The organism is Xanthobacter aminoxidans, from assembly GCF_023571765.1.
Classification (GTDB): Bacteria; Pseudomonadota; Alphaproteobacteria; order Rhizobiales; family Xanthobacteraceae; genus Xanthobacter; species Xanthobacter aminoxidans.
On record NZ_JAMJXC010000004.1, the window covers coordinates 214495 to 239839 of the forward strand.

The 25345-nt window shown below is 67.6% G+C and carries 21 protein-coding genes and 1 tRNA gene; 7 read left to right on the forward strand and 15 right to left on the reverse strand.

Annotated features, from left to right (window positions below):
* The first annotated feature begins 38 nt into the window (after nucleotides 1-38).
* Together EJ105_RS08855 and EJ105_RS08860 are read left to right on the forward strand one after the other, a co-directional pair.
* A complete protein-coding gene (locus tag EJ105_RS08855; protein ID WP_250166030.1) occupies nucleotides 39-1406 on the forward strand; it encodes a DUF3100 domain-containing protein in 1368 nt (455 codons plus the stop codon).
* 81 nt (nucleotides 1407-1487) lie between these two features.
* Nucleotides 1488-2648: a M20 aminoacylase family protein gene (locus EJ105_RS08860; RefSeq protein ID WP_250166031.1), complete on the forward strand. Its 1161-nt coding sequence runs from the start codon at nucleotides 1488-1490 to the stop codon at nucleotides 2646-2648.
* Nucleotides 2649-2908: 260 nt separating this feature from the next.
* On the opposite strand, the gene EJ105_RS08865 is transcribed toward EJ105_RS08860, so the two are convergent.
* The 4 genes from EJ105_RS08865 to mgtE all read right to left on the reverse strand — a co-directional run bounded on the left by EJ105_RS08865 (nucleotide 2909) and on the right by mgtE (nucleotide 5282).
* Nucleotides 2909-2985, reverse strand: a tRNA-Arg gene (locus tag EJ105_RS08865).
* A 73-nt stretch (nucleotides 2986-3058) separates the two neighbouring features.
* On the reverse strand, nucleotides 3059-3364 hold the full coding sequence (locus EJ105_RS08870) for an ETC complex I subunit (protein ID WP_024279281.1): 306 nt from the start codon (nucleotides 3362-3364) through the stop codon (nucleotides 3059-3061).
* Nucleotides 3365-3478: 114 nt separating this feature from the next.
* A complete protein-coding gene (locus tag EJ105_RS08875; RefSeq protein ID WP_024279282.1) occupies nucleotides 3479-3733 on the reverse strand; it encodes a hypothetical protein in 255 nt (84 codons plus the stop codon).
* 118 nt (nucleotides 3734-3851) lie between these two features.
* On the reverse strand, nucleotides 3852-5282 hold the full coding sequence (gene mgtE / locus EJ105_RS08880; protein ID WP_024279283.1) for a magnesium transporter: 1431 nt from the start codon (nucleotides 5280-5282) through the stop codon (nucleotides 3852-3854).
* A 242-nt stretch (nucleotides 5283-5524) separates the two neighbouring features.
* On the opposite strand from mgtE, the gene EJ105_RS08885 reads away from it, so the two are divergent.
* Nucleotides 5525-5923: a hypothetical protein gene (locus EJ105_RS08885; RefSeq protein WP_024279284.1), complete on the forward strand. Its 399-nt coding sequence runs from the start codon at nucleotides 5525-5527 to the stop codon at nucleotides 5921-5923.
* On the opposite strand, the gene EJ105_RS08890 is transcribed toward EJ105_RS08885, so the two are convergent.
* Nucleotides 5883-7508 (reverse strand): glycoside hydrolase family 17 protein, encoded by a 1626-nt coding sequence (locus tag EJ105_RS08890; protein ID WP_250166032.1) that lies wholly within the window; start codon nucleotides 7506-7508, stop codon nucleotides 5883-5885. The two genes, EJ105_RS08885 and EJ105_RS08890, sit on opposite strands and share 41 nt — an antisense overlap.
* Nucleotides 7509-7645: 137 nt before the next feature.
* Between EJ105_RS08890 and EJ105_RS08895 the strand changes: the two genes are divergently transcribed.
* From EJ105_RS08895 to gltA, 4 genes are all read left to right on the forward strand, one after another.
* Nucleotides 7646-8215, forward strand: a complete 570-nt coding sequence (locus EJ105_RS08895; RefSeq protein ID WP_250166033.1) for a hypothetical protein — start codon at nucleotides 7646-7648, stop codon at nucleotides 8213-8215.
* A gap of 254 nt (nucleotides 8216-8469) precedes the next feature.
* Nucleotides 8470-11217, forward strand: coding sequence for a glycosyltransferase (locus tag EJ105_RS08900; protein ID WP_250166034.1), 2748 nt, complete (start codon nucleotides 8470-8472; stop codon nucleotides 11215-11217).
* Nucleotides 11218-11315: 98 nt separating this feature from the next.
* On the forward strand, nucleotides 11316-11966 hold the full coding sequence (gene mobA / locus EJ105_RS08905) for a molybdenum cofactor guanylyltransferase MobA (RefSeq protein ID WP_250166035.1): 651 nt from the start codon (nucleotides 11316-11318) through the stop codon (nucleotides 11964-11966).
* A 169-nt stretch (nucleotides 11967-12135) separates the two neighbouring features.
* A complete protein-coding gene (gene gltA / locus EJ105_RS08910; RefSeq protein ID WP_024279289.1) occupies nucleotides 12136-13446 on the forward strand; it encodes a citrate synthase in 1311 nt (436 codons plus the stop codon).
* A gap of 100 nt (nucleotides 13447-13546) precedes the next feature.
* Here the strand turns inward: gltA and lpxB are convergent, their stop codons facing one another.
* From lpxB to EJ105_RS08960, 10 genes are all read right to left on the reverse strand, one after another.
* Nucleotides 13547-14743 carry a lipid-A-disaccharide synthase gene (lpxB, locus tag EJ105_RS08915; protein WP_250166036.1) on the reverse strand — a complete coding sequence of 399 codons (1197 nt, stop codon included), beginning with the start codon at nucleotides 14741-14743 and terminating at the stop codon, nucleotides 13547-13549.
* Nucleotides 14740-15663, reverse strand: coding sequence for an LpxI family protein (locus EJ105_RS08920; RefSeq protein ID WP_250166037.1), 924 nt, complete (start codon nucleotides 15661-15663; stop codon nucleotides 14740-14742). Before EJ105_RS08920 ends, lpxB begins: the two co-directional genes overlap by 4 nt.
* A 3-nt stretch (nucleotides 15664-15666) precedes the next feature.
* Nucleotides 15667-16473 carry an acyl-ACP--UDP-N-acetylglucosamine O-acyltransferase gene (lpxA, locus tag EJ105_RS08925; RefSeq protein WP_250166038.1) on the reverse strand — a complete coding sequence of 269 codons (807 nt, stop codon included), beginning with the start codon at nucleotides 16471-16473 and terminating at the stop codon, nucleotides 15667-15669.
* Nucleotides 16473-16979, reverse strand: a complete 507-nt coding sequence (fabZ, locus tag EJ105_RS08930) for a 3-hydroxyacyl-ACP dehydratase FabZ (protein ID WP_051679217.1) — start codon at nucleotides 16977-16979, stop codon at nucleotides 16473-16475. Before fabZ ends, lpxA begins: the two co-directional genes overlap by 1 nt.
* Nucleotides 16976-18073 carry a UDP-3-O-(3-hydroxymyristoyl)glucosamine N-acyltransferase gene (gene lpxD, locus EJ105_RS08935; protein WP_250166039.1) on the reverse strand — a complete coding sequence of 366 codons (1098 nt, stop codon included), beginning with the start codon at nucleotides 18071-18073 and terminating at the stop codon, nucleotides 16976-16978. Before lpxD ends, fabZ begins: the two co-directional genes overlap by 4 nt.
* 456 nt (nucleotides 18074-18529) lie before the next feature.
* Nucleotides 18530-21028 carry an outer membrane protein assembly factor BamA gene (bamA, locus tag EJ105_RS08940; RefSeq protein ID WP_029558282.1) on the reverse strand — a complete coding sequence of 833 codons (2499 nt, stop codon included), beginning with the start codon at nucleotides 21026-21028 and terminating at the stop codon, nucleotides 18530-18532.
* A 206-nt stretch (nucleotides 21029-21234) separates the two neighbouring features.
* A complete protein-coding gene (gene rseP, locus EJ105_RS08945) occupies nucleotides 21235-22392 on the reverse strand; it encodes an RIP metalloprotease RseP (RefSeq protein WP_250166154.1) in 1158 nt (385 codons plus the stop codon).
* Nucleotides 22393-22496: 104 nt separating this feature from the next.
* Nucleotides 22497-23666, reverse strand: a complete 1170-nt coding sequence (gene dxr / locus EJ105_RS08950; protein ID WP_250166040.1) for a 1-deoxy-D-xylulose-5-phosphate reductoisomerase — start codon at nucleotides 23664-23666, stop codon at nucleotides 22497-22499.
* A 10-nt stretch (nucleotides 23667-23676) separates the two neighbouring features.
* Nucleotides 23677-24489, reverse strand: a complete 813-nt coding sequence (locus tag EJ105_RS08955) for a phosphatidate cytidylyltransferase (RefSeq protein ID WP_250166041.1) — start codon at nucleotides 24487-24489, stop codon at nucleotides 23677-23679.
* 5 nt (nucleotides 24490-24494) lie between these two features.
* Entirely contained in the window at nucleotides 24495-25307 is an 813-nt protein-coding gene (locus EJ105_RS08960; RefSeq protein ID WP_250166042.1) for an isoprenyl transferase, read from the reverse strand.
* Between the last annotated feature and the right edge of the window lie 38 nt (nucleotides 25308-25345).

The following is a 25345-nucleotide window of genomic DNA, read 5'->3' on the forward strand; positions in this document are numbered from 1 at the left end:
CCTTTCCAGACACGGCCGCGCAGGCACAGGGGATCACCATGAGCAAGGGCTTAGGACTACAGGACAACGGATTTGCGCCTGCGGATGCAGGGCACGAAGGGCTGGGCATCGCAGGGCCGGTGCGCCTGTTCCTGTTCGCGCTCGCGGCGGTGGTCATCGCCGAGACCATCGGCAACGTCACCATTCCCCTCGGCTCCAACAAGATCGTGCTGCTGCCGCTGTTGTGGGCGCTGCTGTGCGGCGCCGCCCTGGGCCTTGCCGCCCCCCGCATGCCAGGTGTGCTGAAGATGTCGGTCAGCGAGCAGCGGCTCGCCTCCGCCTTCCTGCAGCCGACGCTGCTCATCTTCATCGCCAAGCTCGGCCTTCTGGTGGGCGGCTCGGTGCCGAAGATCCTGTCGGCCGGCTGGTCGCTGGTGTTCCAGGAGTTCGGCCACTTCTTCGGCACCATGGTGTTCGGCCTGCCGGTGGCGCTGCTGCTCGGCATCAAGCGCGAAGCCATCGGCGCCACCTTCTCGGTGGGGCGCGAGCCAAGCCTCGCCATCATCGGCGAGCGCTTCGGCATGGATAGCCCGGAGGGACGCGGCGTGCTGGCGGAATACATCACCGGCACCGTGTTCGGCGCGGTGTTCATCGCCATCCTCGCGAGCTTCATCGCCAGCCTGAACATCTTCAACCCGCTGGCGCTGGCCATGGGTGCGGGGGTCGGCTCCGGCAGCATGATGGCCGCCGCCTCCGGCGCCATCGCCGCGCAGCAGACGCCGGAGATGGCGAAGGACGTGGCCACCTTCGCGGCGGCCAGCAACCTCATCACCACCACCATCGGCACCTATTTCACCCTGTTCCTCTCGCTGCCCTTCACGCTCTGGGCCTACAGCAAGCTGGAGCCCATCCTCGGCCGCAGCCGCAAAGCCGCCATCCCCGCCGATGCCGCTCCGGTCGAGGCGCCGCACGCGGAGATGAAGCTCAGCGTCCTCGCCATCATCGCCGGCTGGGTGCTGATCGGCACCTATGGCCTCATCGGCAACGCCATCACCTACAAGACCCCGGTGGACGGCAACGTGGTGGCAGGCATGGCCATCATCCTCGGCGTGGTGATGGCGGGCTACGGCCTCTACGGGGTCACCGGACGTCGCCTGCCGGCGGTGGTGTGGGTCTCGGCCATCGGCATGGCGCTGACCTATCCGGGCGGGCCGGTCGCGGTTGATGTGGCGGCGCTCACGGGCAAGATCAACTTCCTCGCCCTCGCAACCCCCATCCTCGCCTTCGCGGGCCTGTCCATCGCCAAGGACGTTCCGACCTTCCGCCGCCTCGGCTGGCGCATCGTGGTGGTGTCGCTGATGGCCAATGCCGGCACCTTCCTCGGTGCGGCGCTCATCGCGCAGTTCTTCATGCACCCGCCGGTCTGATCCGCCGCGCATCCCGATCACCGGCAAGGCCCGTGCATGAGCACGGGCCTTGTCGCCATATCCCCCCACCCCGAGCTCGCCATGACCACCCATGTCCCCCCGGACCTCGCAGCCCGCCTCGTCGCCCTCAGGCATGACCTGCATGCCTTTCCCGAACTCGCGTTCGAGGAGACCCGCACCGCAGACGTGGTGGCGCGCGAGCTGGCAGCCCTCGGCCTCAAGGTGACCACCGGCCTCGCCGGCACCGGGGTGGTGGGCACGCTCCATCGCGGCGGCGGCCCGGCCATCGGCCTTCGGGCGGACATGGACGCTCTGCCGATCCTCGAGGCGAGCGGCGTCGCTTATGCCTCGCGCACGCCCGGCACCATGCATGCCTGCGGCCATGACGGGCATGTGGCCATGCTGCTCGGCGCGGCGCATCTGCTGGCGGCGGATCGGGATTTCACCGGCACGGTACATTTCATCTTCCAGCCGGCCGAAGAATGCGCGGGCGGTGGGCGGCGGATGGTCGAGGACGGCCTGTTCACCGCCTTTCCCTGCAAGAGCGTGTGGGGCCTGCACAATTGGCCGGGGCTGCCGCTCGGCACGCTGGCGACGCGGCCCGGCGCCATCATGGCCTCCATGGACACGTTCGAAATCCGCGTGCGCGGCGCGGGCACCCATGCCGCCATGCCGCATCTGGGCATCGATCCGTGCACGGCGGCGGCTGAAATTGTTCTCGCGCTTCAAACCATCGTCAGCCGCCGCCTCTCTCCCCTCGCCCCGGCGGTGGTGAGCGTGACGCAGATTCACGGCGGCGACGCCTGGAACGTCGTCCCCGATCTTGTCACCCTGCGCGGCACGGTACGATGCCTCGGGGAGACGGAGCGCCGGACCATCGCCGACCTCATGGCCCGCATGGTGCCGGGCATCGCCGCGAGCCACGGCGCACAGGCGGAGCTGGACTACTTTGAAGGCTATCCGGCCACCGTGAACTGGGCCGATGCGGTGCCCGTGGCACTGGCGGCCGGGGCTCATGTGCCCGCCATCACGCGCAGGGTGGGCGACGTGGAACCGTCCATGGCGGCGGAGGACTTCGCCTACATGCTTCAGGCGTGTCCCGGCGCCTATGTCTGGCTCGGTGTGGATGGCGCGCGCCCCTCGAAGCCGCTGCACAATCCCGCCTACGATTTCAACGACGACGCGCTCGCCATCGGTCCGGCCTATTGGGCGGCGCTGGCACGGCAGGCGCTCGCGGCCTGAGCCGGCAGGCGCGCCGATGAAGAGATCGCCGGCAATGTCACCCGTTCCGGTCTCGACCGCCGTCACCTTGCCCGACGCGCGCCCCAGCCAGCGGATGTCCACGCCGAAGCGGAACGTGACGCCCAGCCAAGTGCCCCTCGCCGAACAGGCCATGGCGTCGGCCTACGGAATGGGGGGGAACGAGAAAGTGTCCAACCCGCACCCGAGGCTAGACACCTTAACCACTAACAATTTGGATTATAAGGAGAAAAATATGAGCATGGCGACCCCGGCAGGGCTCGAACCTGCGACCTAGTGCTTAGAAGGCACTTGCTCTATCCAGCTGAGCTACGGGGCCCCGATCCGCCTTTTACGGCGGGCGGTCGCACAGCGGAAGCGCCTTTCCCGGTGGGGATCGGGACGCGGCCGGCTCAGTGGGTCCACTGGCCGGTGCGATTGAAGGCGAAATTGTCGGAATACGCCATGCGGCGGCGCCCGGCCTCATGCGGCTCGTACACGCGGTAAGGGATGCCCCGCTTCTCGCAGTAGGCCACCGCTTCTTCCTTCGTCTCGAAGGACAGGTGGATCTGGCTGCGCATGTCGGCCGAAGAGGTGTAGCCCATCAGGGGCTCCACGCGGCGCGCATGCTCCGGCTCGTAATCGAGCACCCAGTGCTTGGTCTTCGCCACGCCGGACTGCATGGCGTTGCGCGACGGCTTGTAGATGCGAGCGACCATGGTTCGAACCCGTCAGAATGCCGGACAGCCCCTGCCGGGCAGCCCGTTTCGTCTATAGTGAAGCCGCGCGGGCGAGGCAACCGAACACGGCGCCGCGCCCGGTTCCGAGATGCCTCAGCGCAGGACCAGACAGTCGGCGGCCGCCTGAGCCGATTGAGCGGCGGTGAGGTGGCTCACCTTGCCGGAGAGTACCAGCGAGCGGGTCTGCTCGGTGACGACCGCACGACCATCGGCGCCCTTCACCAGCAGGGGCGCGCTGGCCACGTAGATCGCGCGGGCGTCGTTGGAAAGCTTGGCCGCGCAGCGTTCGGCGGCGGCCTTGTCGGCAAGAGCGGGAGCCGTCGAGAGGAGCCCTGCGGCCACTGCCATCGCCGCCAACTTCTGCGCCGTCTTCCGCATCCTGCTCACCCTTCACCACATCCCGCCGACGCCCCGCGTCGGGCGCCCCCTTGTTGAGGAGATCGCAGGCGAATGCAAGCCGGGCCGATCAAGTGGCGAACCACCATGTGGCGAGGCCGAGGAAGGCGAAGAATCCCACCGTGTCCGTCACCATGGTGACGAACACCCCCGAGGCCACCGCGGGATCCAGCTTGAGCTTCGCGATGACGATGGGAATGAGGATGCCGAACAGGCCGGCGGCGACCATGTTCAGGATCAGCGCCGAGGAAATCACCACGCCGAGATGGACGTTGGCGAACCAGAAGCCGGCGATGAGGCCGAGCAGGCACGCGAGCGTCGTGCCGTTCACCAGCCCCACCAGCACCTCGCGCAACACGATGCGGCGGGCGTTGTGGCTCGACAATTCCTTGGTGGCGAGGGCGCGCACCGCCACCGTCATGGTCTGGGTACCGGCATTGCCGCCCATGGAGGCGACGATGGGCATGAGGATGGCGAGCGCCACCATCTTCTCGATGGTGCCCTCGAACAGGCTGATGATGGAGGCCGAGACGAAGGCGGTGCCCAGATTCACCACCAGCCAGGGCAGCCGGCTACGGGCGGTGAAGGCCACCGTGTCCGACAATTCCTCGTCGCTGCGCACGCCGCCGAGAGCGCGCAGGTCCTCGTCCGCCTCTTCCTGGATCACGTCCACCACGTCGTCGATGGTCATGACGCCGACGAGCCGTCCGGCATCGTCCACGACAGGGGCGGAGACGAGGTTGTAGCGCTCGAACATGCGCGCCACGTCCTCCTGGTCCTCGGACGCCTTCACCACCTTGGCCTGCTCGGCCTTCACCGCGCTCATCAGCACCGGGCGGCGGGTGCGCAGCAGCCGGTCGAGGGGAACGGAACCGACGAGCCGATAGGCGGGGTCGACGATGAACACCTCATAGAAGGTGTCCGGCAGGTCCGCGGTCTCGCGCATGTAGTCGATGGTGCGGCCGACGGTCCAGAACGGCGGGACGGCGATGAACTCCGTCTGCATGCGCCGGCCGGCGCTTTCTTCCGGATAGTCGAGGGAGCGCTGCAGGGCGACCCGCTCCGGCGCCGGAAGGTGCTCCAGAACCGCCGCCATCTCATCCTCGTCGAGATCTTCGAGGATGTAGACCGCATCGTCCGAATCAAGGTCGCGCATTCCGCGGGCGACGGTGAGCGGCGAGAGGCTGCGCAGGATGGAGAGGCGGACGGTCTCGTCCAGCTCGGTCAGGGCGGTGAAGTCGAAGGCCGGCCCCAGCATCTCGATGAGCCGGCGCCGCTCGTCGGCGTCCAGCTCCTCGATGAGGTCGCCCATATCGGCTTCGTGCAGATCGCTCGCGAGCGCCTTCAACGCGTCCACGTCGCGGGCGGAGATGGCCTCCTCGACCCGGCTGCGGAAGGCGTCCGAGAGATTGCCCTCCTCGTCGCGCACCGTGAGAGGCGCGAGCGCGGCACCGGCCGGGTCGGCAGCCTCGGCGGCGGCCGGATCAGCATCGTCGCGCATGGGCTCCTCCCGGTGGGTCAGGCGGGATGGGCGCCCGCCTCCGGCGCGGAAGCAGGGCACGGGGTCTGGGGATGGCTGGGGGCCGGCCGCTTCGCGCGACGACGAAGGGGCAGGTCCCTCCCGCTGCGTCTAGTGATCCCTGCGGCGTTTGTGAAGCCTTCCGCGGGACATCACCCCTTTTCGCTGGACCGGGCGGTCTCCATGTCACTATGAACACCCCGGCCTGCCGGAGATATCGTCAGATGAACACCCTGCCCTATTCCGAGCGCCCGCTCTTCCGCCCGGGACCGCGCACGCTCAACTGGATGATTCCGCTCGGCATGGGCGCCGTCGGCTGGGCGCTCTACATGCGCTACATGGTGGTGGAGCCGACCCTCGTCTCCCTCGCCTGCGAGGCGGGGCTGGAAAGCGCCGGCTGCTACGGCCGCGCGGCGGTGCTGGCGCTGTCGGCGTGGAACGTGTTCGGCGGCGTGGCGCTGGTGGTGGCGCTGATCCAGCTTCTGGCACCGGGCCTCGCCACCTTCTCGGTGGGCATGGTGTTCGCGAGCTTCGCCCTCGTCTTTCACAACGAGGTCGCCGGCGCGCTGGCGGCGATGATGCTCATCCTCTCCTTTGCACGGCCTGGACCCGCCACAGCGTGAAGGCCATGACGAGGCAGAGCGCGCCGAACCAGGCCGCCTGCCAGTTGGCAAGGGTCTCGTTGAGCGGCACATAGAGGCCGGCGACCAGCAGGCCCCACATGGCGATCAGCTCTGCAAGACCCGCGCCGTCGCGATCGGCCCGCCGCACGAGCAGGGGCGCCGCGACCGCCGCCACCAGCGCGGTGAGCGGGAACACCGGGAAATCCTTGTAGCGCGGATCGAACACCAGCTCGAACGCCACCGATCCCACCGCGATCGTGGCCAGCGCCAGCACCGCGGCGGCGGCGACGGCGGCACCCGAGGTCGCCGTCCAGCGGCGGGAATCAAGCGCCACCGAGAAGGGGGCGAGCCCCTGCCCGCGCATGATCACGGCCGGCATCGTCACCATGGCCGCGACGGCGGCGGCAAGGATGAGCCCGTTGCGCAGCCAGCCGACGAAGCCGAGGCTTTCCAGCGGCAGCGCCGAGAGCGCAGCGCCGAGCGTCGCCCCGCCGAACAGGGCGATGGCGGCGATGGCGTACCATTCCATCGGCCGCACCGGCTCCTCGCGGCGGCGGGCGGCAGCGAGGGCCGAACCGAACACCGCGACGACAGACAGCAGACCGACGGCGATATGCATGCGCCAGCCCGGGAAATCCTCCACCGGCTGGCCCCAGGCGAACTTGGGCAGGCGCGTGTCGGCGTCGATCACGCCCCAGTGGCCGCCCACCGTGCCCTCGCTGCGCCGCTTCCACGGCTGGTCGAAGGCCTCGATGACGTTGACCCGGTAGCCTTGGCGCTTGGCCAGCGCCACCACGTCGTGCATCACCCGCGCCTGATTGGCGGGCGAGGGCAGCGCATCCTCGCGCATGCGGCCGGAGCTGGGCCAGCCGGTTTCGCCGATGAGAATTTCCTTGCCGGGAAAGGCCTCGGCCATGCGCTGGCGGATCTCGTCCACATGCGGGCCGGCGTCCTCGGCGGAGACCGGAAGGTCCTCCCAGTAAGGCAGGATGTGGATGGTGACGAAATCCACGTTCTCGGTCAGGCCCTTGTTGCGCTCCCAGAACTCCCACACGTCGGCATAGGTGACGGGCACGGCGCCCACCTCGCGCTTCACGCGGGCGAGCACGTTGGCAAGTTCGGTCGCCGACATCTCACCGCGCAGCAGCACCTCGTTGCCGACGACGACGGCCTTAACCACGTCCGGATTTTCTTTCGCGAGGCGGATGCCGGTCTCGAGCTCGATGCGGTTGCGGTTCGCGTCCGGCCCCAGCCAGATGCCGAGCAGCATGGTGAGGCCGTGCTTGCGGGCCAGCGCCGGCGCCTTGTCGAGGCCCATCTCGATGGAATAGGTGCGCACGCAGGACGTGATCTGCGCGAGGCGGACGAAATCCTCCTCGATCTGCGCCTCGGGAATCACCAACCCCTTCTGGAACGGCGACTGGCCATCACGGAACGGGGCATAGGAAACGCAGGGCAGCTTCTCCCCCGCGGCCAGGGGCGACGGGGGCATGTCCACCGGACGTCCGAGATAGGTCCACAGGCCGGCGATGACGCCGCAGACCAGGAGCGCCAGCACCAGAGGCAGCCGCATGGAGGAAGGCATCTCGTCTCCAGAGGTGAAGGTGTTCCCCGCGCCACATAGAGCCTTGGGCGGGCGGTGTGAAGCCTCCGCCTCGACCATGGCGGACGGTAGGCGAAAGCCACGCTCTCCATACGACATGTGCTGAAGGACGCGCCGTCATGCTGACAAATTCTCTCCCTTCTCCTAGGGTGTCGGGCGCGGCGCCCGCCGACCATTTTCTCGAGATCATGATCCTCATGCACCCCTACCGCCTCCCGCTGCTCGCGGCCGCAATCGTTTTCGCGTGCCTCTCGCCGGCCTCGGCCCAGACCCAGCCGACCGACCAGAAGCCGCCGGCGGAGCTGACCGCCGAGCAGAAGGCCGCCGTGGCCGAGCAGCGCCGCTCGGTTGAGGAGTTCAACGAGGCGGCGAAGCTGCCCGGCGCGGCCGGCCTGCCCGAGTGCGTCTTCACCGGGCGGCGGATCGCCGCACTGATCTGGAACGACGACGTGGACACCGCGCGGCGGCATCTGGAATTCTACGAGCGCTTCGGCTGCCCCACCGAGCATCTGAAGGTGGCGGTGCGCTGCCTCGTTCGGCAGGGCAAGATCGACACCAAGGCCGGCGAGAAGGTCGCGGCCCGTGCGCAGCAGTGCTGGGTGAACCCTGACTTTGTCGCCGCCGCACCGGCCCCTGCGGCAGGCGCAGCGCCGGCCGCGCCGGCCGCCCCTGCCGGCGCTGCGCAATAATCAGATCATTGCGCAGACACTCGGCTGACGCAGCGTCGTCGAAGAGGCGCCATGATCGGGATTTATCTCTCTGCGTGAGAGTGTTAGTGTCTCGATGCATTGCAGCGTAAATTTACCATTAATGCTGCAATGCCGACCTTGGGGCAGGTCGAAAGGGTGCCCTGGTACGTTCGCGTAATTCCCGGAAACGTCCTCTGGAACCTGTGCCTTAAGCCAGCGTTGGGTTCCGACTTCCCCTATGGGTGGGCCTCGCCATGCGTCCCGGTCTTGCTGCTGCGGCAGCGGTCATTGCGGTTGTGACCTCGTTCCACGCCGCGATGTGGCTTTCCATGCGTCCCGAGGCGAGCGCTCCGAACATCACGGACCGCTTCCAGAGCCTGTCCTTCGCGCCCTTCGCGCGGAACATGAGCCCGGAAGGCGACGCCCCCACCACCGAGGCGCAGGTGCGCTCGGACATGGCGGTGGTCGCGCCCTACAGCCGCGGCGTGCGCACTTATTCGTCCACCAACGGCAAAGAGCTGATCGCCCCCATCGCGGCCGAGCAGGGCCTGCGCGTGACCGCCGGCGCCTATCTTAACCGGGAAGTCGACAAGGATACGGGCAAGCCGATTGAAGTGGTCGACAAGGCGACCGGCAAGAAGGTCACCGTCAAGGAACGCAACGACATCGAGATCGACGGGGTCGTCAAGGTCGCCCGCCAGAACCGCAATGTGAACGCGGTGATCGTCGGCAACGAGACGGTCCTGCGCGGCGATATGTCGAAGTCCGAGCTCGCCGCCGTCATCCGCAAGGTGAAGCGTCAGGTCAACGTGCCGGTGAGCACCGGTGAAATCTGGAACACCTGGCTGGAGCCGGATGCGCCCGAGCTGGTCGCGTCCGTCGACTTCATCCTCGCCCACATCCTGCCCTACTGGGAAGACGTGCCAGCCGATCAGGTGGTCGACTACACCATCAACGCCTACAACCGCCTGCGCGCCGCTTATCCCGGCAAGCGCGTCGTGATCGGCGAGTTCGGCTGGCCCTCGCACGGCTACAACCGTGGCGCCTCCGTGCCTGATCCCATGGAGCAGGCCAAGATCATCCGCAATTTCGTCGCCCGCGCCGATGCGCTGGGCATCGAGTACAACATCATCGAGGCGTTCGACCTGCCCAAGAAGCAGAACGAAGGCTCGGTGGGTCAGTACTGGGGCGTGTTCGATGCGGACCGCACCCTGAAGTTCCCCCTCACCGGCCCGATCTTCGAGAAGACCTACAACCAGACCGCCATCCTGGCGCTGCTCTTGGGCGTGCTCTTCACCCTGCCGCTGCTGCGCATGCGTGACCTCACCGTGACGCAGGGCCTTGTGCTGGCCGCCTCGGCCAACGGCGTCGCAGCATGGCTGGCGCTGGTGGTGGACTACTGGCTCAACCATTACGTCAGCGGCGGTGACTACCTCACCCTTGCCCTCAGCGTCGTGATGCTGGTGCCGCTGGTGTTCGTCCTGCTCTATCGCATCGAGGAACTGGCGGCGGTGGCCTTCGGCAGCGGCCCCAAGCGCCTCGTCGAAGAGCAGAAGCACGCCGCGCCCTCGCGCTTCCCCAAGGTCTCCATCCACGTGCCCGCCTATCGCGAGCCGCCGGAGATGCTGATCCAGACCATCGATGCCCTCGCCCGGCTGGAGTATCCCAACTACGAGGCGATCATCATCGTCAACAACACGCCGGACCCGGCGATGGTGGAGCCGGTGCGCGCCCACTGCGCCACGCTCGGCGACCACATCAAGTTCATCAACGCCGAGAAGGTGGCGGGCTTCAAGGCCGGTGCCCTGCGCATCGCCCTCGATGCGACGGCCCCCGATGCCGAGATCATCGGCGTCATCGACGCCGACTATGTGGTGACGCCCGACTGGCTGAAGGACCTCGTGCCCGCCTTCGACGATCCGACCGTCGGTCTCGTCCAGGCGCCGCAGGATCACCGCGATGCCCATCGCAGCCCGCTGCACGAGGCGATGAACGCCGAATATGCCGGCTTCTTCGACATCGGCATGGTGCAACGCAACGAGGACGACGCCATCGTCGTCCACGGCACCATGTGCCTCATCCGCCGCGCGGCCATGGTGGAGGCCGGCAACTGGTCGTCCGACACCATCTGCGAGGACACCGACCTCGGCCTGTCCATCGCCGAGAACGGCTGGAAGACCCACTACACCCGCAAGCGCTATGGCTATGGCCTGCTGCCCGACTCGTTCGAGGCCTTCAAGAAGCAGCGTCACCGCTGGGCCTACGGCGGATTCCAGATCATTAAGAAGCACTGGCGCCGGTTCCTGCCGGGCAATTCCCGCCTGACCACGGCGCAGAAGCGGCACTTCGTGCTCGGCTGGATTTCCTGGCTCGGCTCGGAATCGGTGGGCGCCTTCATGGCCGTTGCCTCGCTGCTGTTCGTGCCCTTCGTCGCCTACTTCTCCATCTCCGTGCCGGCCCATGTGCTGACGCTGCCCATCCTCATCACCTTCCTGGTGTATGTGCTGCACTTTATCAGCCTGTACCGCCTCAGGGTGGAGACCACGCCGATGCGCATGCTCGGCGCGGCGGTGGCGGCCAGCGCGGTGCAGTTCACGGTGGCCAAGGCGGTGTTCGACGGGTTCCGCTACAAGGATCTCGCCTTCGCCCGCACCGCCAAGGGCAACAACTGGCTCGCCGGCGCGGCGCGCTCCTTCCCGGCCCTGCCGGAAGCCATCATCGGTGGCCTGCTGATCGCGGCGGGGACCTACATGCTGGTGGCGAACAACCTGCCGGGCTCCACCATCGTGAAGACCTCCAACGACTGGCGCCATATCCGCGAGATCAACCTCTACGGCATCGCTCTGCTGGTGCAGAGCCTGCCGTTCGTGGCCGCGGCGATCATCGGCGCCTTCGAGCCTTCGCGCCTCAATGACTTCGCCACCTGGCGGGTCATCGGCGCCAAGCTCTCGGCGGTGCCCCGCCGCCTCGGCCTCAACGCGCGCCGCGCCGTCGTGGACTGACCGGGGCCGCAGACCTGAACCGAACGCCCGGCCCTCGTGCCGGGCGTTTTCGTTTGTCCTCCCCTGCGCCGCCCGGAACGGTGGCGTCCTGAGCCGCGATGCCCGAGCAGCCGACCAGCCCCCCACCCTCCCCGGCTCCCCCCGCCCTGATCCTCGCCGGGGGCCTCGGCCGGCGGATCAACGCGCCGGCGCTGGGGGCCGCGGAAAAGCCGCTGGTGGCGCTGGGAGGCCGGCCCCTCATCGCGTACGTCATCGAACGCCTGAGGTCGCAGGCCGGCCCCCTCCTCATCAACGCCAACGCCCCCGCCGGGACCTATGAGAGATTCGGCCTCCCGGTGCTGCCGGATACCATCGCAGGCTATCCGGGGCCGCTCGCCGGGGTTCTGGCGGGCCTTGACCATCTGGCGCAGATCGCGCCCGCCTCAAGCCTCGTCACCGTCGCCGCCGACACGCCGTTCCTGCCGCAGGATCTCGTCGCCCGGCTGACGGAGCGGCACCGGGAGACCGGCACCGTTGTGTGCGCGGCATCGGGTGGACAGCGCCATCCCGTCATCGCCCTGTGGCCGGCAGCGGCTCGCGCCGCGCTGCGGCAAAGCCTTGAGGCGGGACGGCTGAAAGTCGGGCTTCTCCTCGATGCCCTCAATGCCGTAACGGTGTCGTGGGATGGCCTTCCGGATGACCCATTCTTCAACGTGAACACGCCGGAAGACCTTGCCATTGCAGAGAAACGCCTCGCTGCCCGCCAATGAAGCATGGTCATGCTTGCGGCAGGATTGGGGAGGGTTTAGGACTGCAGGACGGCGGCTTCGCATTCGCGAAGATGCCGGAGCGGAGACGGACTTGCCGCTCGGAGACCGGACCGCCACCTCCGGCCCTCCGCCGAAAACGGGGTCTGTCCGCCCAAAGGATGAGGGATCCATGGACGCCACCACCAACACCGGGGCAAAAGCGGCCAAGCTAAGCTTGGGGGAGAAGAGCTGGGACCTTCCGATCCACGAAGGCTCCATCGGACCCGACGTGGTCGACATCTCCAAGCTCTACGGCCAGACGGGGATGTTCACCTACGACCCCGGCTTTACCTCGACCGCTTCCTGCGAAAGCAAGATCACCTACATCGACGGCGACGAAGGCGTGCTGCTCTATCGCGGCTACCCCATCGAGCAGCTTGCCGAGAACGGTGACTTCCTCGAGACCTGTTACCTCCTGCTCTACGGCGAACTCCCCACTGCGGCGCAGAAGGCGGAATTCGACAAGTCCGTGACCAATCACACGATGGTCCACGAGCAGATGACCCGCTTCTTCCAGGGCTTCCGCCGCGACGCCCACCCGATGGCCATCATGGTGGCGTCGGTCGGCGCGCTCTCGGCCTTCTATCACGACTCCACCGACATTTCCGACCCCACCCAGCGCCTGATCGCATCGATCCGCATGATCGCGAAGATGCCGACGCTGGCGGCCATGGCCTACAAGTATTCCATCGGCCAGCCGTTCGTTTATCCGAAGAACGATATCGACTATACGTCGAACTTCCTGCGCATGTGCTTCGCTGTCCCGTGCGAGGAATACAAGGTCAACCCCATTCTCTCGAAGGCGATGGATAAGATCTTTATCCTCCACGCCGATCACGAGCAGAACGCGTCCACCTCCACGGTGCGCCTCGCCGGCTCTTCCGGCGCCAACCCCTTCGCCTGCATCGCCGCCGGCATCGCCTGCCTGTGGGGCCCCGCCCACGGTGGCGCCAACGAGGCGGCCCTCAAGATGCTGGCCGAGATCGGCTCCGTGGACCGCATCCCCGAATACATCAAGCGCTCGAAGGACAAGAACGATCCTTTCCGCCTGATGGGCTTCGGCCACCGGGTCTACAAGAACTACGACCCGCGCGCCAAGATCATGCAGCAGACCTGCCACGAAGTGCTGACCGAGCTCGGCATCAAGGACGATCCGCTGCTCGACGTGGCCGTGGAGCTGGAGCGCATCGCGCTTCACGACGACTACTTCATCGAGAAGAAGCTCTACCCGAACATCGACTTCTATTCGGGCATCACCCTCAAGGCGATGGGCTTCCCCACCACCATGTTCACCGTGCTGTTCGCCCTCGCCCGCACCGTGGGCTGGATCGGCCAGTGGAAGGAAATGATCGAGGACCCGAGCCAGCGCATCGGCCGTCCCCGCCAGCTCTACACCGGTGCCGCCCAGCGCGACTACGTGGCCATGTCCAAGCGCAAGTGATCTCCAAGCGCAAGTGAGCGCTGGAGGTCGTCTGAATAAGGAAAACGCGGCCTTCGGGCCGCGTTTTTCGTTTGAGGATCAGTGTGGCCGCACCAGCGCTTCAGCCCGGTGACGGCAGGGTGCCGGGGCGGCCGTCCCGCGCGAGGCGCAGCACCACCTCGGCCGCGCGCGCGCTGGGGCTTGGGCCGGCAATGCCGAAGATGTCGTCGAAGCTGGCGAACGCCGCCTCCTGCCGCTGCCGCGCCGGGCTGTCCTCCAGAAGACTGCCGAGGGCACCGACGAGCGCCGGCACCGTGCAATATTCCTGCAGGAACTCCGGCACCACATTCTCCCCCGCCACCAGATTGGCGAGGATCACCGTCGTGCCCTTCAGCACCCGCCGGCCGATCTGCGCCTCCAGCCAGCCGATGCGGTAGGCGGCAACGTGGGGAATGCCGGCGAGTGCCAGTTCCAGCGTCACCGTGCCGGAGGCGGCGAGCGCGGCGTGGGCGGAACGGAAGGCTTCCAGCTTCTCCGCCTCGCGCGTCACGATGCGCGGCTTCAGCGGCCAGCTGGCGATGGTCTCGCGCACCAGCCCCTCCAGCCTTGGCAGGGTGGGCAGCACAAGTTCCATCTCGTGGGCGCGACCGACCTCAGCCAGAGCCGCGCCGAAATCCGCGCCAATGCGCGAAATCTCCCGCCGCCGGCTGCCCGGCAACACCAGCACCAGCGGTGGCTTCGCCTGCCGCCGCTCGGCCTCGGCGGGCGACGGGCGCAATTCGCCCAGCCGCTGCAGCAGGGGATGGCCCACATAGAAGGTGGGCGGCCCACCCAGCTTGCGATGGACCTCCGGCTCGAACGGCAGCAGGGCCAGCAGCGCGTCCACATAGGGCCGCATGGCCGCCGCCCGCCCGGACCGCCAGATCCACACGGTGGGCGACACATATTTGACGATGGGAATGTTCGGGTTGCGCGCCCGCACCCGCGCCGCAACGCGGTGGGTGAAGTCCGGCGCATCCACCAGCACCAGTACGTCCGGCGCGTCGGCCAGCACCGCCTCGACCGTCTCCTTCAAGCGCCGAAGGATGGTGGGGAGCTTCCCGACCACGGCGGCGATGCCGATGGCGGTCAGGTCCTCCATGGGATAGAGGCTTTCGAGCCCGGACGCGCCCATGCGCCGGCCGCCGACCCCCCGGAAGGATGCGCCCGGCGCGGCCTCGACCAGCGCTTCCATCAGCGCGCCGCCGAGCTGGTCCCCGGACTCCTCACCCGCAACGATGAAGACCTTCGGGGAGCGCGTACCGTTCTGCGGGGTCACGCGGTATGCCCTCCGATGCCGGCGACGAACAGGCCGGCCGCATCTGCGGCCTCCACCAGCGCCTGCGCATCCGGCACGATGGCCCCGCCCGCCTCGAAGGCGATGCCGGCAAGGCCGACCTCCGCCGCGCGCGTCACGGTCTGCGGGCCGAGGGAGGGCAGATCCACCCGGCGGTCCTGCCCCGGCTTCGGCGCCTTCACCAGCACGCCCTTGCCGGCGGCGAAGCGCAGACGGCCGGAACGGCGCATCTCGCCGTAGCGCGCCAGCATCTGGTCGGTCCCCTCGGCCGCCTCGACCGCTGCCACCAGCCCGTCCACCACGATCACCCCCTGCCCCACGTCGAATGGGCCGAGGGCGCGGATGACATCCAGACCACGCCCGATATCCGCCTGCTGGGTCTCGCTGGGGGTGCGCGCGCCCAGCACGCCCTGCGGCAGCAGCAGGCGCGGGGCCACCTCGTGCGCGCCGACCAAGGTGAAGCCCTGTTCCGAAACCAGGCCCAGCACGCCCGAGAGGAGATGATTGTCGCCGCCGCGGAACAGGCGGGCGATGCGCGGCAGCAACCGCAGCATGGTGAAATCGAAGCCGAGGTCGCGCAAACGCGGGCGGGTGAGCGCACCCACCATCACCACCTCGCGCACCCCGCGCGCTCGCGCCCAGGCCGTGACGGAGCCAAGCGAGCCAAGCCGGAACCAGCGGTGCGGATAGCGCTCCAGCGCCGGATCGGCAAATCCCTGGATGAGGAGCAGCACGACCTCGCGGCCCTCCGCCCCGGCCGCTTCCGCAACCGCCGCAGGAAAGGCGCCGCTGCCGGCGACAATGCCGAGCGGGGTCCGCTTCTGCGCCGCACAGGGGCCGGACGCATCCGGGCGGCGCGCCGCCCCGGCACGCCCCTGCCCGTCTTCCCCCGGCAGGCCCACGGCTCAATCCTCCTTGATGACGCCCCGCGCGGGATGGCAGATCGGGCGCTTGCGGTCGGCATCGATGAAGGCCACCACGGCCGCCGCGAACGCCGATTCCCCGACCATCTGCCGCACCTTATCGAGGCGCTGGTCGAACGTGCCCTCGCCAAAGAAGAGGTCGCGATAGACCGCACGGGCCGCATGCAGGTCGGACTTGGTGAAGCCGCGCCGCTTCATGCCCACCACGTTGAGGCCGACCAGCTTGCCGGCCTGCCCGAGCACGTTGGCGAAGGGGATCACGTCCTCGCGCACGCCGGTGAGGCCGGAAATCATGCACTGGGCGCCGATGCGGGTGAACTGGTGCACCGCGCACTGGCCGCCGAGGAAGGTGAAGTCACCGACGCTCACATGGCCGCCGAGCACGGCATTGTTGGCGAAAATGACGCCGTTGCCCACCGTGCAGTCGTGGCCCACATGGGAGCCCGTCATCATCATCACGCCATTGCCGATGCGCGTGATGCCGCCGCCGCTCACCGTGCCCGTGCTGGCGGTCGCGTGCTCGCGAAGCATGCAATCCGTGCCGATGACGAGCTTCGTCGGCTCGCCCTTGTAATGCACCGACTGGGGCGCGGACCCCAGAGAGGCGAAGGGGAAGACCTGGGTGCGCGCACCGATGGTGGTGACGCCCTGGATGACCACATGGGCGTGCAGCTTCACGCCCGCTTCGAGCACCACATCGGGACCGAGGATGGCATAGGGACCGATCTCGACATCATCCGCGAGCCCCGCCGGGTTCTCCACCCGGGCGGTGGGATCGATCTTCGCCACTAGCTGTTCTCCACGATCATCGCGCCGACTTTGGCCTCGGCCACCAGCTCGCCGCGCACCTTGGCCTCGCCTCGGTACCACCACATGTTGCGGCGGCGGCTGATGCGGGTCATGTGGTATTCGAGCACATCTCCCGGCACCACGGGCCGGCGGAACTTCGCCTCGTCGATGGTCATGAAATAGACCAGCGAGGGCTTCTCCTTGTTTTCCTTGCCCAGCACGCAGACGACGCCCGCGGTCTGCGCCATGCCCTCGATGATGAGCACACCCGGCATCACCGGATTGCCCGGGAAGTGGCCGAGGAAGTGCGGCTCGTTGGCGGTGACGTTCTTGACGCCGATGCAGGAGAGATCGCCGTCGATCTGCTCCACGCGATCCACCATCAGGATGGGATAGCGGTGCGGCAGGCAGGCGAGCACCCTCTGGATGTCCGCGCTGCCGAGCACCTTGGGGGCTTCGGCCTGGGCCGCGCCGGCTTCGCCGGCTGCGCGCGTGGTGTCGTTCATTCCTGCGGTCCTTCCCCTTCCTCGTCGTCCTTGCCCCGGCGGGCGCCGGCGGCGGCGATGCGCCTGAGCGTCGCCACCTCGCGGAACCACTCACGCACAGGCTTAGCCGGCGAACCGCCCCAGCGCACGCCGGGGGGCACGTCGCCCTTCACGTTGCTGGAAGCAGCGATCTGCGCGCCGGTGCCGATGGTGACATGGCCGACCACCCCCACCTGCCCGCCGAGCATCACGAAATCACCGAGCGTGGTGGAGCCCGAGATGCCGGTCTGGGACACCACGATGCAATGGCGGCCGATCACCACGTTGTGGGCAATCTGCACCAGATTGTCGATCTTGGTGCCCTCGCCGATCACCGTGTCGGTGATGGCGCCGCGATCGATGGTGGTGTTGGCGCCGATCTCGGCATTGTCCTGGACCACAACCCGGCCGAGCTGGGGCACCTTCACATGGCCAGCAGGGCTCGGCTGGTAGCCGAAGCCGTCGGAGCCGATGCGCGCGCCGGCATGGATGATGACGCCGTTGCCCAGATAAGCGTGGATCACGCTTGCACCGGGCCCGATGGCGCAGTTGCGGCCGATGCGCACGTTCGGACCGACAATGGCACCGGCGCAGATGACAGTGCCCGCGCCGATCTCGGCGGCGGGGCCGATGACGGCGCCCGGATCGACCGTCACCCCATCCTCCAGCCGCGCCTTCGGATGGACCTGAGCGCCGGGCGCGACACCCTCATGGCCGAAGATCGGCAGCGGGCGGAGCGCGGCCGGAAACATGCGCCGCGACACGGCAAGGAAGGCGGCAGCCGGACGCGGGGCAATCAGCAGGGGCAGGCCGGCCGGAGCCTTGGGGGCAAAGCGATCGGAGGTGATGAGCGCGCCGGCGCGCACGCTGCCGAGCTTCTCCGCGAACAGGAAGGAATCGCAGAAGGCGAGTTCGTCGGGGCCGGCGGTTTCCAGCGTGCCGAGGCCGCTGATGCGCCGGGCACCAAGCTCAGCCTCCTCCGCGGGGCTCGAAGCGGCAAGCCGCGCTCCCGAGAGGGTTGCCACTTCCGCGAGGGTCAGCGGCTCCGGAAGCGGGAAGAAGAGGTCGTGACTCATGACGGATACGCCCAGACGCCGGAGGACGGAACAGGAGGTTTCACGTACGCGCCAAGGAGGCCTCCGGGCAAGCCCCAAGCACGCGCAAATCCCAGCCGCAGGTCGGCCTCAACCGCAGCGGGGGCAGCTTTGAGCAAGACATTCCATCGGGAAGGCGCCCAGCTGCCGGCATCACCCGGCGGTGCGGCATTCGCCCTTACGGATGATCGTGGGGTTGGCTGGCGCGGGATCAGCAAGGCGGAACGACGACCACGGCACCGTGACGCGGAAGACAGCGCGCGGCGGAAGGTCTCGCAGGAGAGGCGGTGCTGCAGGAGCTTGCTCGCGTGGTGGAAATGCGCCTCTCCCATAACGACACTGCCTCCCCGATGCAACGCACCGGAGAGGCAGGGAAGAGGTCTCATCCCGTTGGAGCTTCGGAAGCGAAAGCCGCCGCAGCTCTTCCGTAGAGCCAGATCAGAAGCGGGTACCGCCGGAGAAGCGGAACGCCTGGGTCTGGTCGAACTGGGCCTGCGAGAGCACCCAGGCATAATCGAAGCGCAGCGGACCGAAGGGCGACTGCCAGATCAAGCTGACACCGACCGAGGAGCGGATCGCGTCGTCGTCATAGACGCAGACGTTGTTGTAGCCCCAAGTCTTGCCAATGCTCGGGCAGTTCACCAGGTTCGGCTTGCCGTAGAAGTTGCTGCCGTCCCAGTTGTACACGCCGGGGAACTTCGTCGGGCCGCCGTAGTCGAACAGCGAGCCAGCGTCCGCGAAGATCGCGCCCTTCATGCCGATATCCTTGGGAAGGAAGGCGAAGGGGAACTGGATTTCCGCGGAGACACCCCAGTAGGTCGTGCCGCCAAGCGCGTTCAGCTGGTTGTTGTAGCAATTGTAGGAGAGCGGCGTGCCGGCGTTCGATGCCGCGCAGGGCGCGATATCGCGGGGGCCGATACCGGACGGCGCGAAACCGCGGACGAGGTTCGGACCCATGTAGAAGTTGTCCAGCACGTCCAGGTCCTGATTGCCCCAGGACGAGACATAGCCAGCCTGTGCGCGCAGGATGAGCACGCTGTCGTACGGCAGCGGGGTGTAGTGCCGGAAGTCACCCGTGGTGCGGATGAAGTTCACGTCGCCGCCCACGCCCGCCAGGTCCTGCTTCAGCTCGGCGTAGATGCCCTGGGTCGGGCTCTGGTTGTTGTCGAGCGAATTGAACGACAGCGTGTAGCCCAGCGCCGAGGTGATGGTCGCACCCTGAGCAGCTGCATCACGAATGGCCCAGGAGATGGACGTGGCGCAGTAGCTGTAGGGCAGCGTGCCGACATCGCCGTAGTTGCTGCAGAGGTTGATCGAGCGCTGATAGAGGTTGTAGCGCAGGGCCAGCGTGATCTCGTCAGTGATGGGCAGGCCGAAGCGCAGGCCGCCACCGACCATGTTGGTGCCGTAAGGCGTGTAGCTCGTGGTCTCGGTGTTCTTCCAGTAGAGGTCGAAACCGGCCGCGAGGCGATAGCCGAGGAAGTAGGGCTCGGTGAAGGAGAATTCCGCACCCTGCGAGTACTGGCCCAGCGTGCCGGAGACCTTCACGTACTGGCCGCGGCCGAGGAAGTTCTTCTCGCCCAGCGAGACCTCGCCGATGATGCCGTCCGCAGTCGAGTAGCCGCCGGAGATGGAGAACTCGCCCGTGGGCTGGTCTTCCACGTCCACCGCGAGGATCACACGATCCGGCGCGGAGCCGGGCTCGGTGGTGATCTTCACGTTCTTGAAGTAGCCGAGGTTGCGCAGCCGGCGCTCGGCCCGATCGACCAGCACGCGGTTGTAGGCGTCGCCCTCGCCGATATCGAACTCGCGACGGATGACGTAATCGCGGGTGCGGGTGTTGCCGCGGATCTCGATGCGCTCGATGTAGACCCGCGGGCCTTCCTCAAGCACGAACGCGACGTTGATGAGCTTGGCCTGGAAGTCGCGATCGCCGCGCGGACGCACCTGGGCGAAGGCGTAGCCAGACTTGGACGCCTCAATGGTCAGGTTCTCGACCGACTTCTCGACCAGTTCGGCGTTGTAGATCTGGCCATCCTGCGCACGCACCACGCGCTTCAGGGAGTCCGCGGAGAGATCGCGGATGTTGGAGATCACGTCGACCTTACCGAAGCGGTACTGGTCGCCCTCCTCCAACGTGAACGTGAGGACATAGCCGCCGCCGGCGGGATCGAGCTCGGCGGTCGCGCCGATGATGCGGAAGTCGGCATAGCCGTTCTTCAGGTAGAAGCGGCGCAGCAACTCCTGGTCCGAGTTCACCCGGTCCGGATCATAGGCGTCGGTGGACTTCAGGAACGACAGCCAGTTGGTCTGGGTCGTGGAGATGACGTCCTTCAGCTTCCAGTCCGAGAAGGCCTTGTTGCCGACGAACTTGATGTCCTTGATGCCGGTCTTGTCGCCTTCCTTGATCTCGAAGACCAGATCGACGCGGCCGTTGCCGCGGTCGATGGTGACCGGGTTCACGCGCACGTCGCTGCGGCCCGACCGGCGATAGATCTCGATGATGCGCTGGGTGTCAGCCTGAACGACCGACTTGTTGAACGGCCCACGGGGCTTGGACTGAACCTCGCCCTCCAGCACCTCGTCCTTGATCTTCTTGTTGCCCTCGAAGACGACGCGGTTGATCACCTCGTTCTCGGCCACCCGCACCACGATGCGGCCACCGGACTGATTGATCTGCACGTCGGAGAACAGGCCCGTGGCGTAGAGCGCCTTCCAGGCCTCGTCGATCTTGGCGGCCGTATAGGGACCGGAGCCGAAATAGGAGCGGATGGTATCCGCATCCACACGGCGGTTGCCCTCAACCACGATGGAGCTGGACTGGGCTGCGGCGGGGGACGCCACGACGAGAGAACCGGCCACCGAACCCGCCGCAACGCAGGCGGCGAGACCAAAGGCGGCGGCCAGATTTCTCAGGACCCGGAGCTTAGCAGTCATATGGTGCGCAACCTTGAAATTTCGTTGTTCTCGAACCCGCCGCCTTCCCCGGACAAACGCACCGGGCACAGGGACGGATTCTCACCCTGCGTTGCCGCTTGTACAGGCTTTTACCGCAGGTGCAAACCAAGCCGCGGCTGAAGACTGCCCTTTTCCGGGGACCGTTGCGCGCTCGCCACGACCCCGGTGCGACAAATCAAAATCCCTTACATTGCAGCAATATGCAGCACGTCGTTCCAGGTGGCGAAGATCATCAGCATGAGCACCAGCGCAAGGCCGATACGGAAGCCGATGTCCTGCGTCCGCGCACTCAGCGGGCGGCCACGGATCGCCTCGAAAGCGTAGAACAGAAGGTGTCCGCCATCCAACAGCGGGATGGGAAAGAGGTTAAGCAATCCGATAGACACAGACAGCACCGCCGCCAGGGAAAGGAGTGCCCCGATACCAAATGTCGCGACCTGCCCGGAGACCTGGGCGATGCGGATGGGTCCGCCGAGCTGATCGGCCGACTCGCGCCCGGCCACGAGGCCGCCGAGGTAGTCGAAGGTGCGGGCCACCACGAACCAGGTTTCCTGCACGCCCATGCCGACGGCCTCGACCGGGCCGAAACGCTGAGTCGTCACGTCACCCGCCGCCAGCGAGCGCGAGATTCCCAAAAGGCCGGTGCGATGACTGTTGCCGAAGGGGTCCTTGACCTCCTTCAGCTCGGGCGTGGCCGTCAGCGTGACCTGCCGATCGCCGCGCTCGACGGTGAAGGCGAGCGGCTGGCCGGCGTGAGAGCCGACGATGCGCTGCATGTCGGAGAAGCTGTCCACCTTGGCGCCGTCGATCTCCAGAACGAGATCGCCGGGCTTGAACCCGGCCATTTCCGCGGCGCTGCCGGGGTTGATCTGGTCCACGCGCGGTGCCGTCACCTGCTTGCCGAACACCATGAAGACGATGGCGAAGATCGCGATCGCCAGCAGGAAATTGGCGACGGGGCCGGCGGCGACGATGGCCGCGCGCCAGGCGACCGGCTTGTAGAAGAAGCTTTCGTTGCGCTCGGCGGCGGTCATCTGGGAGAGGCGCGCGGCATCGGGCGTGGACGCAGCGTCTTCATCGCCGAAGAAACGCACATAGCCGCCGAGGGGCACCGCGGCGATGCGCCAGCGGGTGCCGTGCCGGTCGTTGAAGCCGACGATCTCCGGTCCGAAGCCCAGCGAGAAGGTGACCACCCGGACGCCGGCGCGGCGCGCCACCCAGAAATGGCCGAGCTCGTGGAAGAACACCACCAGCGTCAGGACGAACAGGAAAGGGATGACGTAACCAAGAAGAGTGGAGGACAGCGTGCCAAGGTTCGCACCGAGACCGGAAATCACGTCCATCATCGTTCCTCTTCTCCCGGGCGCCCGCAGGCGGGCTAACCCTACACACTTATCCCGCGCTCGCCAGCCTCGGGACACCGGCCCCGCGCGGCCGAAGACCGCTCTTAGGACGCCTTTGCGGCAAACTTGGGCAGGAGTCCGGAGGCTGTGCGGCGCGCAAGCTGGTCTGCCTCCAGCGCATCGGCGATGCTCGAAGGTGCCGGACCACCATTGATGCGGTCGAGGGTCGCTCCGACGATATCGGTTATGCCGTAAAAGCCGATCCGCCCGTCCAGATAGGCCGCAACGGCGATCTCGTTCGCCGCATTGAGGACGGTGGCGGCCATGCCGCCCTGCTTCAGCACCGCGCGGGCAAGAGCGAGCGCCGGGAATCGGCTGACGTCCGGCGCTTCGAAGCTGAGGCGGCCGAGGGCCACGAGGTCGAGCTTGCGGCAGGAGGTGGCCACCCGCTCGGGATAGGCGAGGCAATGGGCGATGGGCACGCACATGTCGGGCAGTGCCAGCCCTGCGGTCACCGATCCGTCGATGAAGGAGACGAGGCCGTGCACCACCGACTCAGCATGCACCACCGCGTCGAGCTGGTCAGCGGTGACGGAGAACAGGTGCTGGGCCTCGATCAGCTCCAGCCCCTTGTTCATGAGCGTCGCGGAATCGATGGTGACCTTGGCGCCCATGTTCCAGTTGGGATGCTTCAGCGCGTCCTGCGGCAAAGCGCGGGCGATCTCCTCCCGGCTCTTGAGGCGGAAGGGACCGCCGGAGGCCGTGAGCGTGATCTTCTCCACCGCCTTGTGGGGACCGGCCGCCAGCGCCTGGAAGATGGCGTTGTGCTCGGAATCCACCGGGAGGATTTCGGTTTCCAGCCGCGCCGCCTCGGCCATGAAGAATGCGCCGGCGGCGACGAGGCATTCCTTGTTGGCAAGAGCGATGCGCCGGCCGGGCGCGAACGCGGCGACCGTGGGGGCAAGGCCGGCACAACCGACGATGGCGCTCACCACCACGTCGGTATCCCGCCGCGCGGCTTCCAGTACCGCCTCGGGGCCGGCGCCGCACGCGATGCCGCTGCCGGAAAGAGCATCCTTCAGCGCCGCGCCACCGGAGGGGTCCGCCAGCGCCGCGAAGCGGGCGTCCAGGGCTCGCGCGGTCTCGGCAAGGGCTGCGGCGTCGCGTCCGCCGGCCACGGCCTCGACCCGGTAGAGGTCCGGCGCATCCGCGAGGACCTTGCGGACACTGTGGCCAATGGAGCCCGTGGCCCCGAGCACGGAGAGACGTTTCATGGGGAGCGTCCTACCACAAAAGCAGACCGGCCGCCGGATCGCCCGCATTGCGCAGCACCGCGACGACGACCGCCACCAGTGCGGCGGCGGCGAAGCCGTCCAGCCGGTCGAGCAGGCCGCCATGGCCGGGAATGAGCCGGCTCGCATCCTTCACGCCGAACAGGCGCTTCACCGCCGATTCCGCGAGGTCGCCGGCCTGGCTGACGATGCTGAGCAGGAGGGAAAGGCCGGTGAGCGGCAGCAAGGCCGGCGCGCCGGAGGCGTAGGCGACCGCGAGGCCGCAGAGGGTTCCGAGCAGCGTTCCGCCGATGGCGCCCGACCACGTCTTGTTCGGCGAAACCCGCGGCCACAGCTTCGGGCCACCCAGCGCACGGCCGGTGAAATAGGCGAAGATGTCCGTCGCCCAGACGATGGCGCACAGATAGAGCACAGCGGAAAGGCCCAGCGGCGAGGTGCCGCGCAAGACCACCACCGGAAGGGCCGCGCTGGCCGCCGCGAGCACCCCGAGCATGGCCCACGCGCTCTGCCGCGGCACGGCGAGGCTGCAGGCTGCAGCCCCCAGCACGGCGACGCTGAAGGCCCAGGTGGGCTCGGCCATCACCGCCAGCACACCGCCGGCAACGATGCCGAGGCCGCCAAGGCCGAGATAGACCGGGCGATGATCGAGGCGCGCGATCACCGCCCATTCATTGAGAACGAGGAGGCCGGCCGCCACCCACAGCACAGCGAAGGGGATGCCGCCATACCAAGCGGTGGCGAGCACCACCGGCACGAGCACGAGGGCGGAAAGGGTGCGATGTCCGAGATCGGAGCCGAAATGCACGTGGGTCAGGGTCCGGGGCGAGGCGTCACGCCGCCGAACCGCCGGTCGCGCCGGGCATATTCGTCGATGGCCGCGATGAGGGCGGCCTTGTCGAAGTCAGGCCAGTAGATGGGCAGGAACACGAATTCCGAATAGGCGGCCTGCCACAGCAGGAAATTCGACAGCCGCTGCTCGCCGGAGGTGCGCACGATGAGGTCGGGATCAGGGATGCCGGCGGTTTCGAGCCGCTGGGAGATCATCTCCACATCCACGTCCTCGGGCTTCACCCGCCCGGCCGCCACATCCGCCGCGATGCGCGCCACGGCCGAGGCAATCTCCTGCCGCGCGCCGTAATTGAAGGCGACGACCAGCGTCAACCCGGTGTTGGTGCAGGTCAATGCCTCGGCATCGTCCAGAAGCTGGCGGATGTCGGGGGCAAGGCCCGCCCGCTCGCCGATCACCTTCACCCGCACGTTGGCGGAATTGAGCTCGGCGAGATCGTGCCGCAGGAAGAACTTCAGCAGGCGCATCAGCTCCGTCACCTCGGTGACGGGACGCGACCAGTTCTCCGAGGAGAAGCTGTAGATGGTGAGGAAGCGGATGCCGATTTCGCGAGCGGCGCGCACGCACCGGCGCAGCGCTTCGACGCCCCGGCGATGCCCTTCCACACGCGGCAGCTTGCGGGACGTGGCCCAGCGACCGTTGCCGTCCATGATGACACCGACGTGCACCGGGACGCACCGGGGCGCCGCGGCGGGCGTCGGCTGACCGGCCGCCACGGGGGCGGCCGACGACGTCCGGCCGGGAACAGCGGCTTCGCTCGCGGCGCGCAGGGTCATGGCTTGCTCAGGGCTCACACCTTCGTCCTCAAACCGCG

What these genes read in the sequence shown, in the direction of transcription:
- EJ105_RS08855 (WP_250166030.1), top strand. Translation starts at nt 39, where the DNA reads ATGAGCAAGGGCTTAGGACTACAGGACAACGGATTTGCGCCTGCGGAT.
- EJ105_RS08860 (WP_250166031.1), top strand. Translation starts at nt 1,488, where the DNA reads ATGACCACCCATGTCCCCCCGGACCTCGCAGCCCGCCTCGTCGCCCTC.
- EJ105_RS08870 (WP_024279281.1), bottom strand. Translation starts at nt 3,364, where the DNA reads ATGGTCGCTCGCATCTACAAGCCGTCGCGCAACGCCATGCAGTCCGGC.
- EJ105_RS08875 (WP_024279282.1), bottom strand. Translation starts at nt 3,733, where the DNA reads ATGGCAGTGGCCGCAGGGCTCCTCTCGACGGCTCCCGCTCTTGCCGAC.
- mgtE (WP_024279283.1), bottom strand. Translation starts at nt 5,282, where the DNA reads ATGCGCGACGATGCTGATCCGGCCGCCGCCGAGGCTGCCGACCCGGCC.
- EJ105_RS08885 (WP_024279284.1), top strand. Translation starts at nt 5,525, where the DNA reads ATGAACACCCTGCCCTATTCCGAGCGCCCGCTCTTCCGCCCGGGACCG.
- EJ105_RS08890 (WP_250166032.1), bottom strand. Translation starts at nt 7,508, where the DNA reads ATGCCTTCCTCCATGCGGCTGCCTCTGGTGCTGGCGCTCCTGGTCTGC.
- EJ105_RS08895 (WP_250166033.1), top strand. Translation starts at nt 7,646, where the DNA reads ATGCTGACAAATTCTCTCCCTTCTCCTAGGGTGTCGGGCGCGGCGCCC.
- EJ105_RS08900 (WP_250166034.1), top strand. Translation starts at nt 8,470, where the DNA reads ATGCGTCCCGGTCTTGCTGCTGCGGCAGCGGTCATTGCGGTTGTGACC.
- mobA (WP_250166035.1), top strand. Translation starts at nt 11,316, where the DNA reads ATGCCCGAGCAGCCGACCAGCCCCCCACCCTCCCCGGCTCCCCCCGCC.
- gltA (WP_024279289.1), top strand. Translation starts at nt 12,136, where the DNA reads ATGGACGCCACCACCAACACCGGGGCAAAAGCGGCCAAGCTAAGCTTG.
- fabZ (WP_051679217.1), bottom strand. Translation starts at nt 16,979, where the DNA reads ATGAACGACACCACGCGCGCAGCCGGCGAAGCCGGCGCGGCCCAGGCC.
- lpxD (WP_250166039.1), bottom strand. Translation starts at nt 18,073, where the DNA reads ATGAGTCACGACCTCTTCTTCCCGCTTCCGGAGCCGCTGACCCTCGCG.
- bamA (WP_029558282.1), bottom strand. Translation starts at nt 21,028, where the DNA reads ATGACTGCTAAGCTCCGGGTCCTGAGAAATCTGGCCGCCGCCTTTGGT.
- rseP (WP_250166154.1), bottom strand. Translation starts at nt 22,392, where the DNA reads ATGGACGTGATTTCCGGTCTCGGTGCGAACCTTGGCACGCTGTCCTCC.
- dxr (WP_250166040.1), bottom strand. Translation starts at nt 23,666, where the DNA reads ATGAAACGTCTCTCCGTGCTCGGGGCCACGGGCTCCATTGGCCACAGT.
- EJ105_RS08960 (WP_250166042.1), bottom strand. Translation starts at nt 25,307, where the DNA reads ATGACCCTGCGCGCCGCGAGCGAAGCCGCTGTTCCCGGCCGGACGTCG.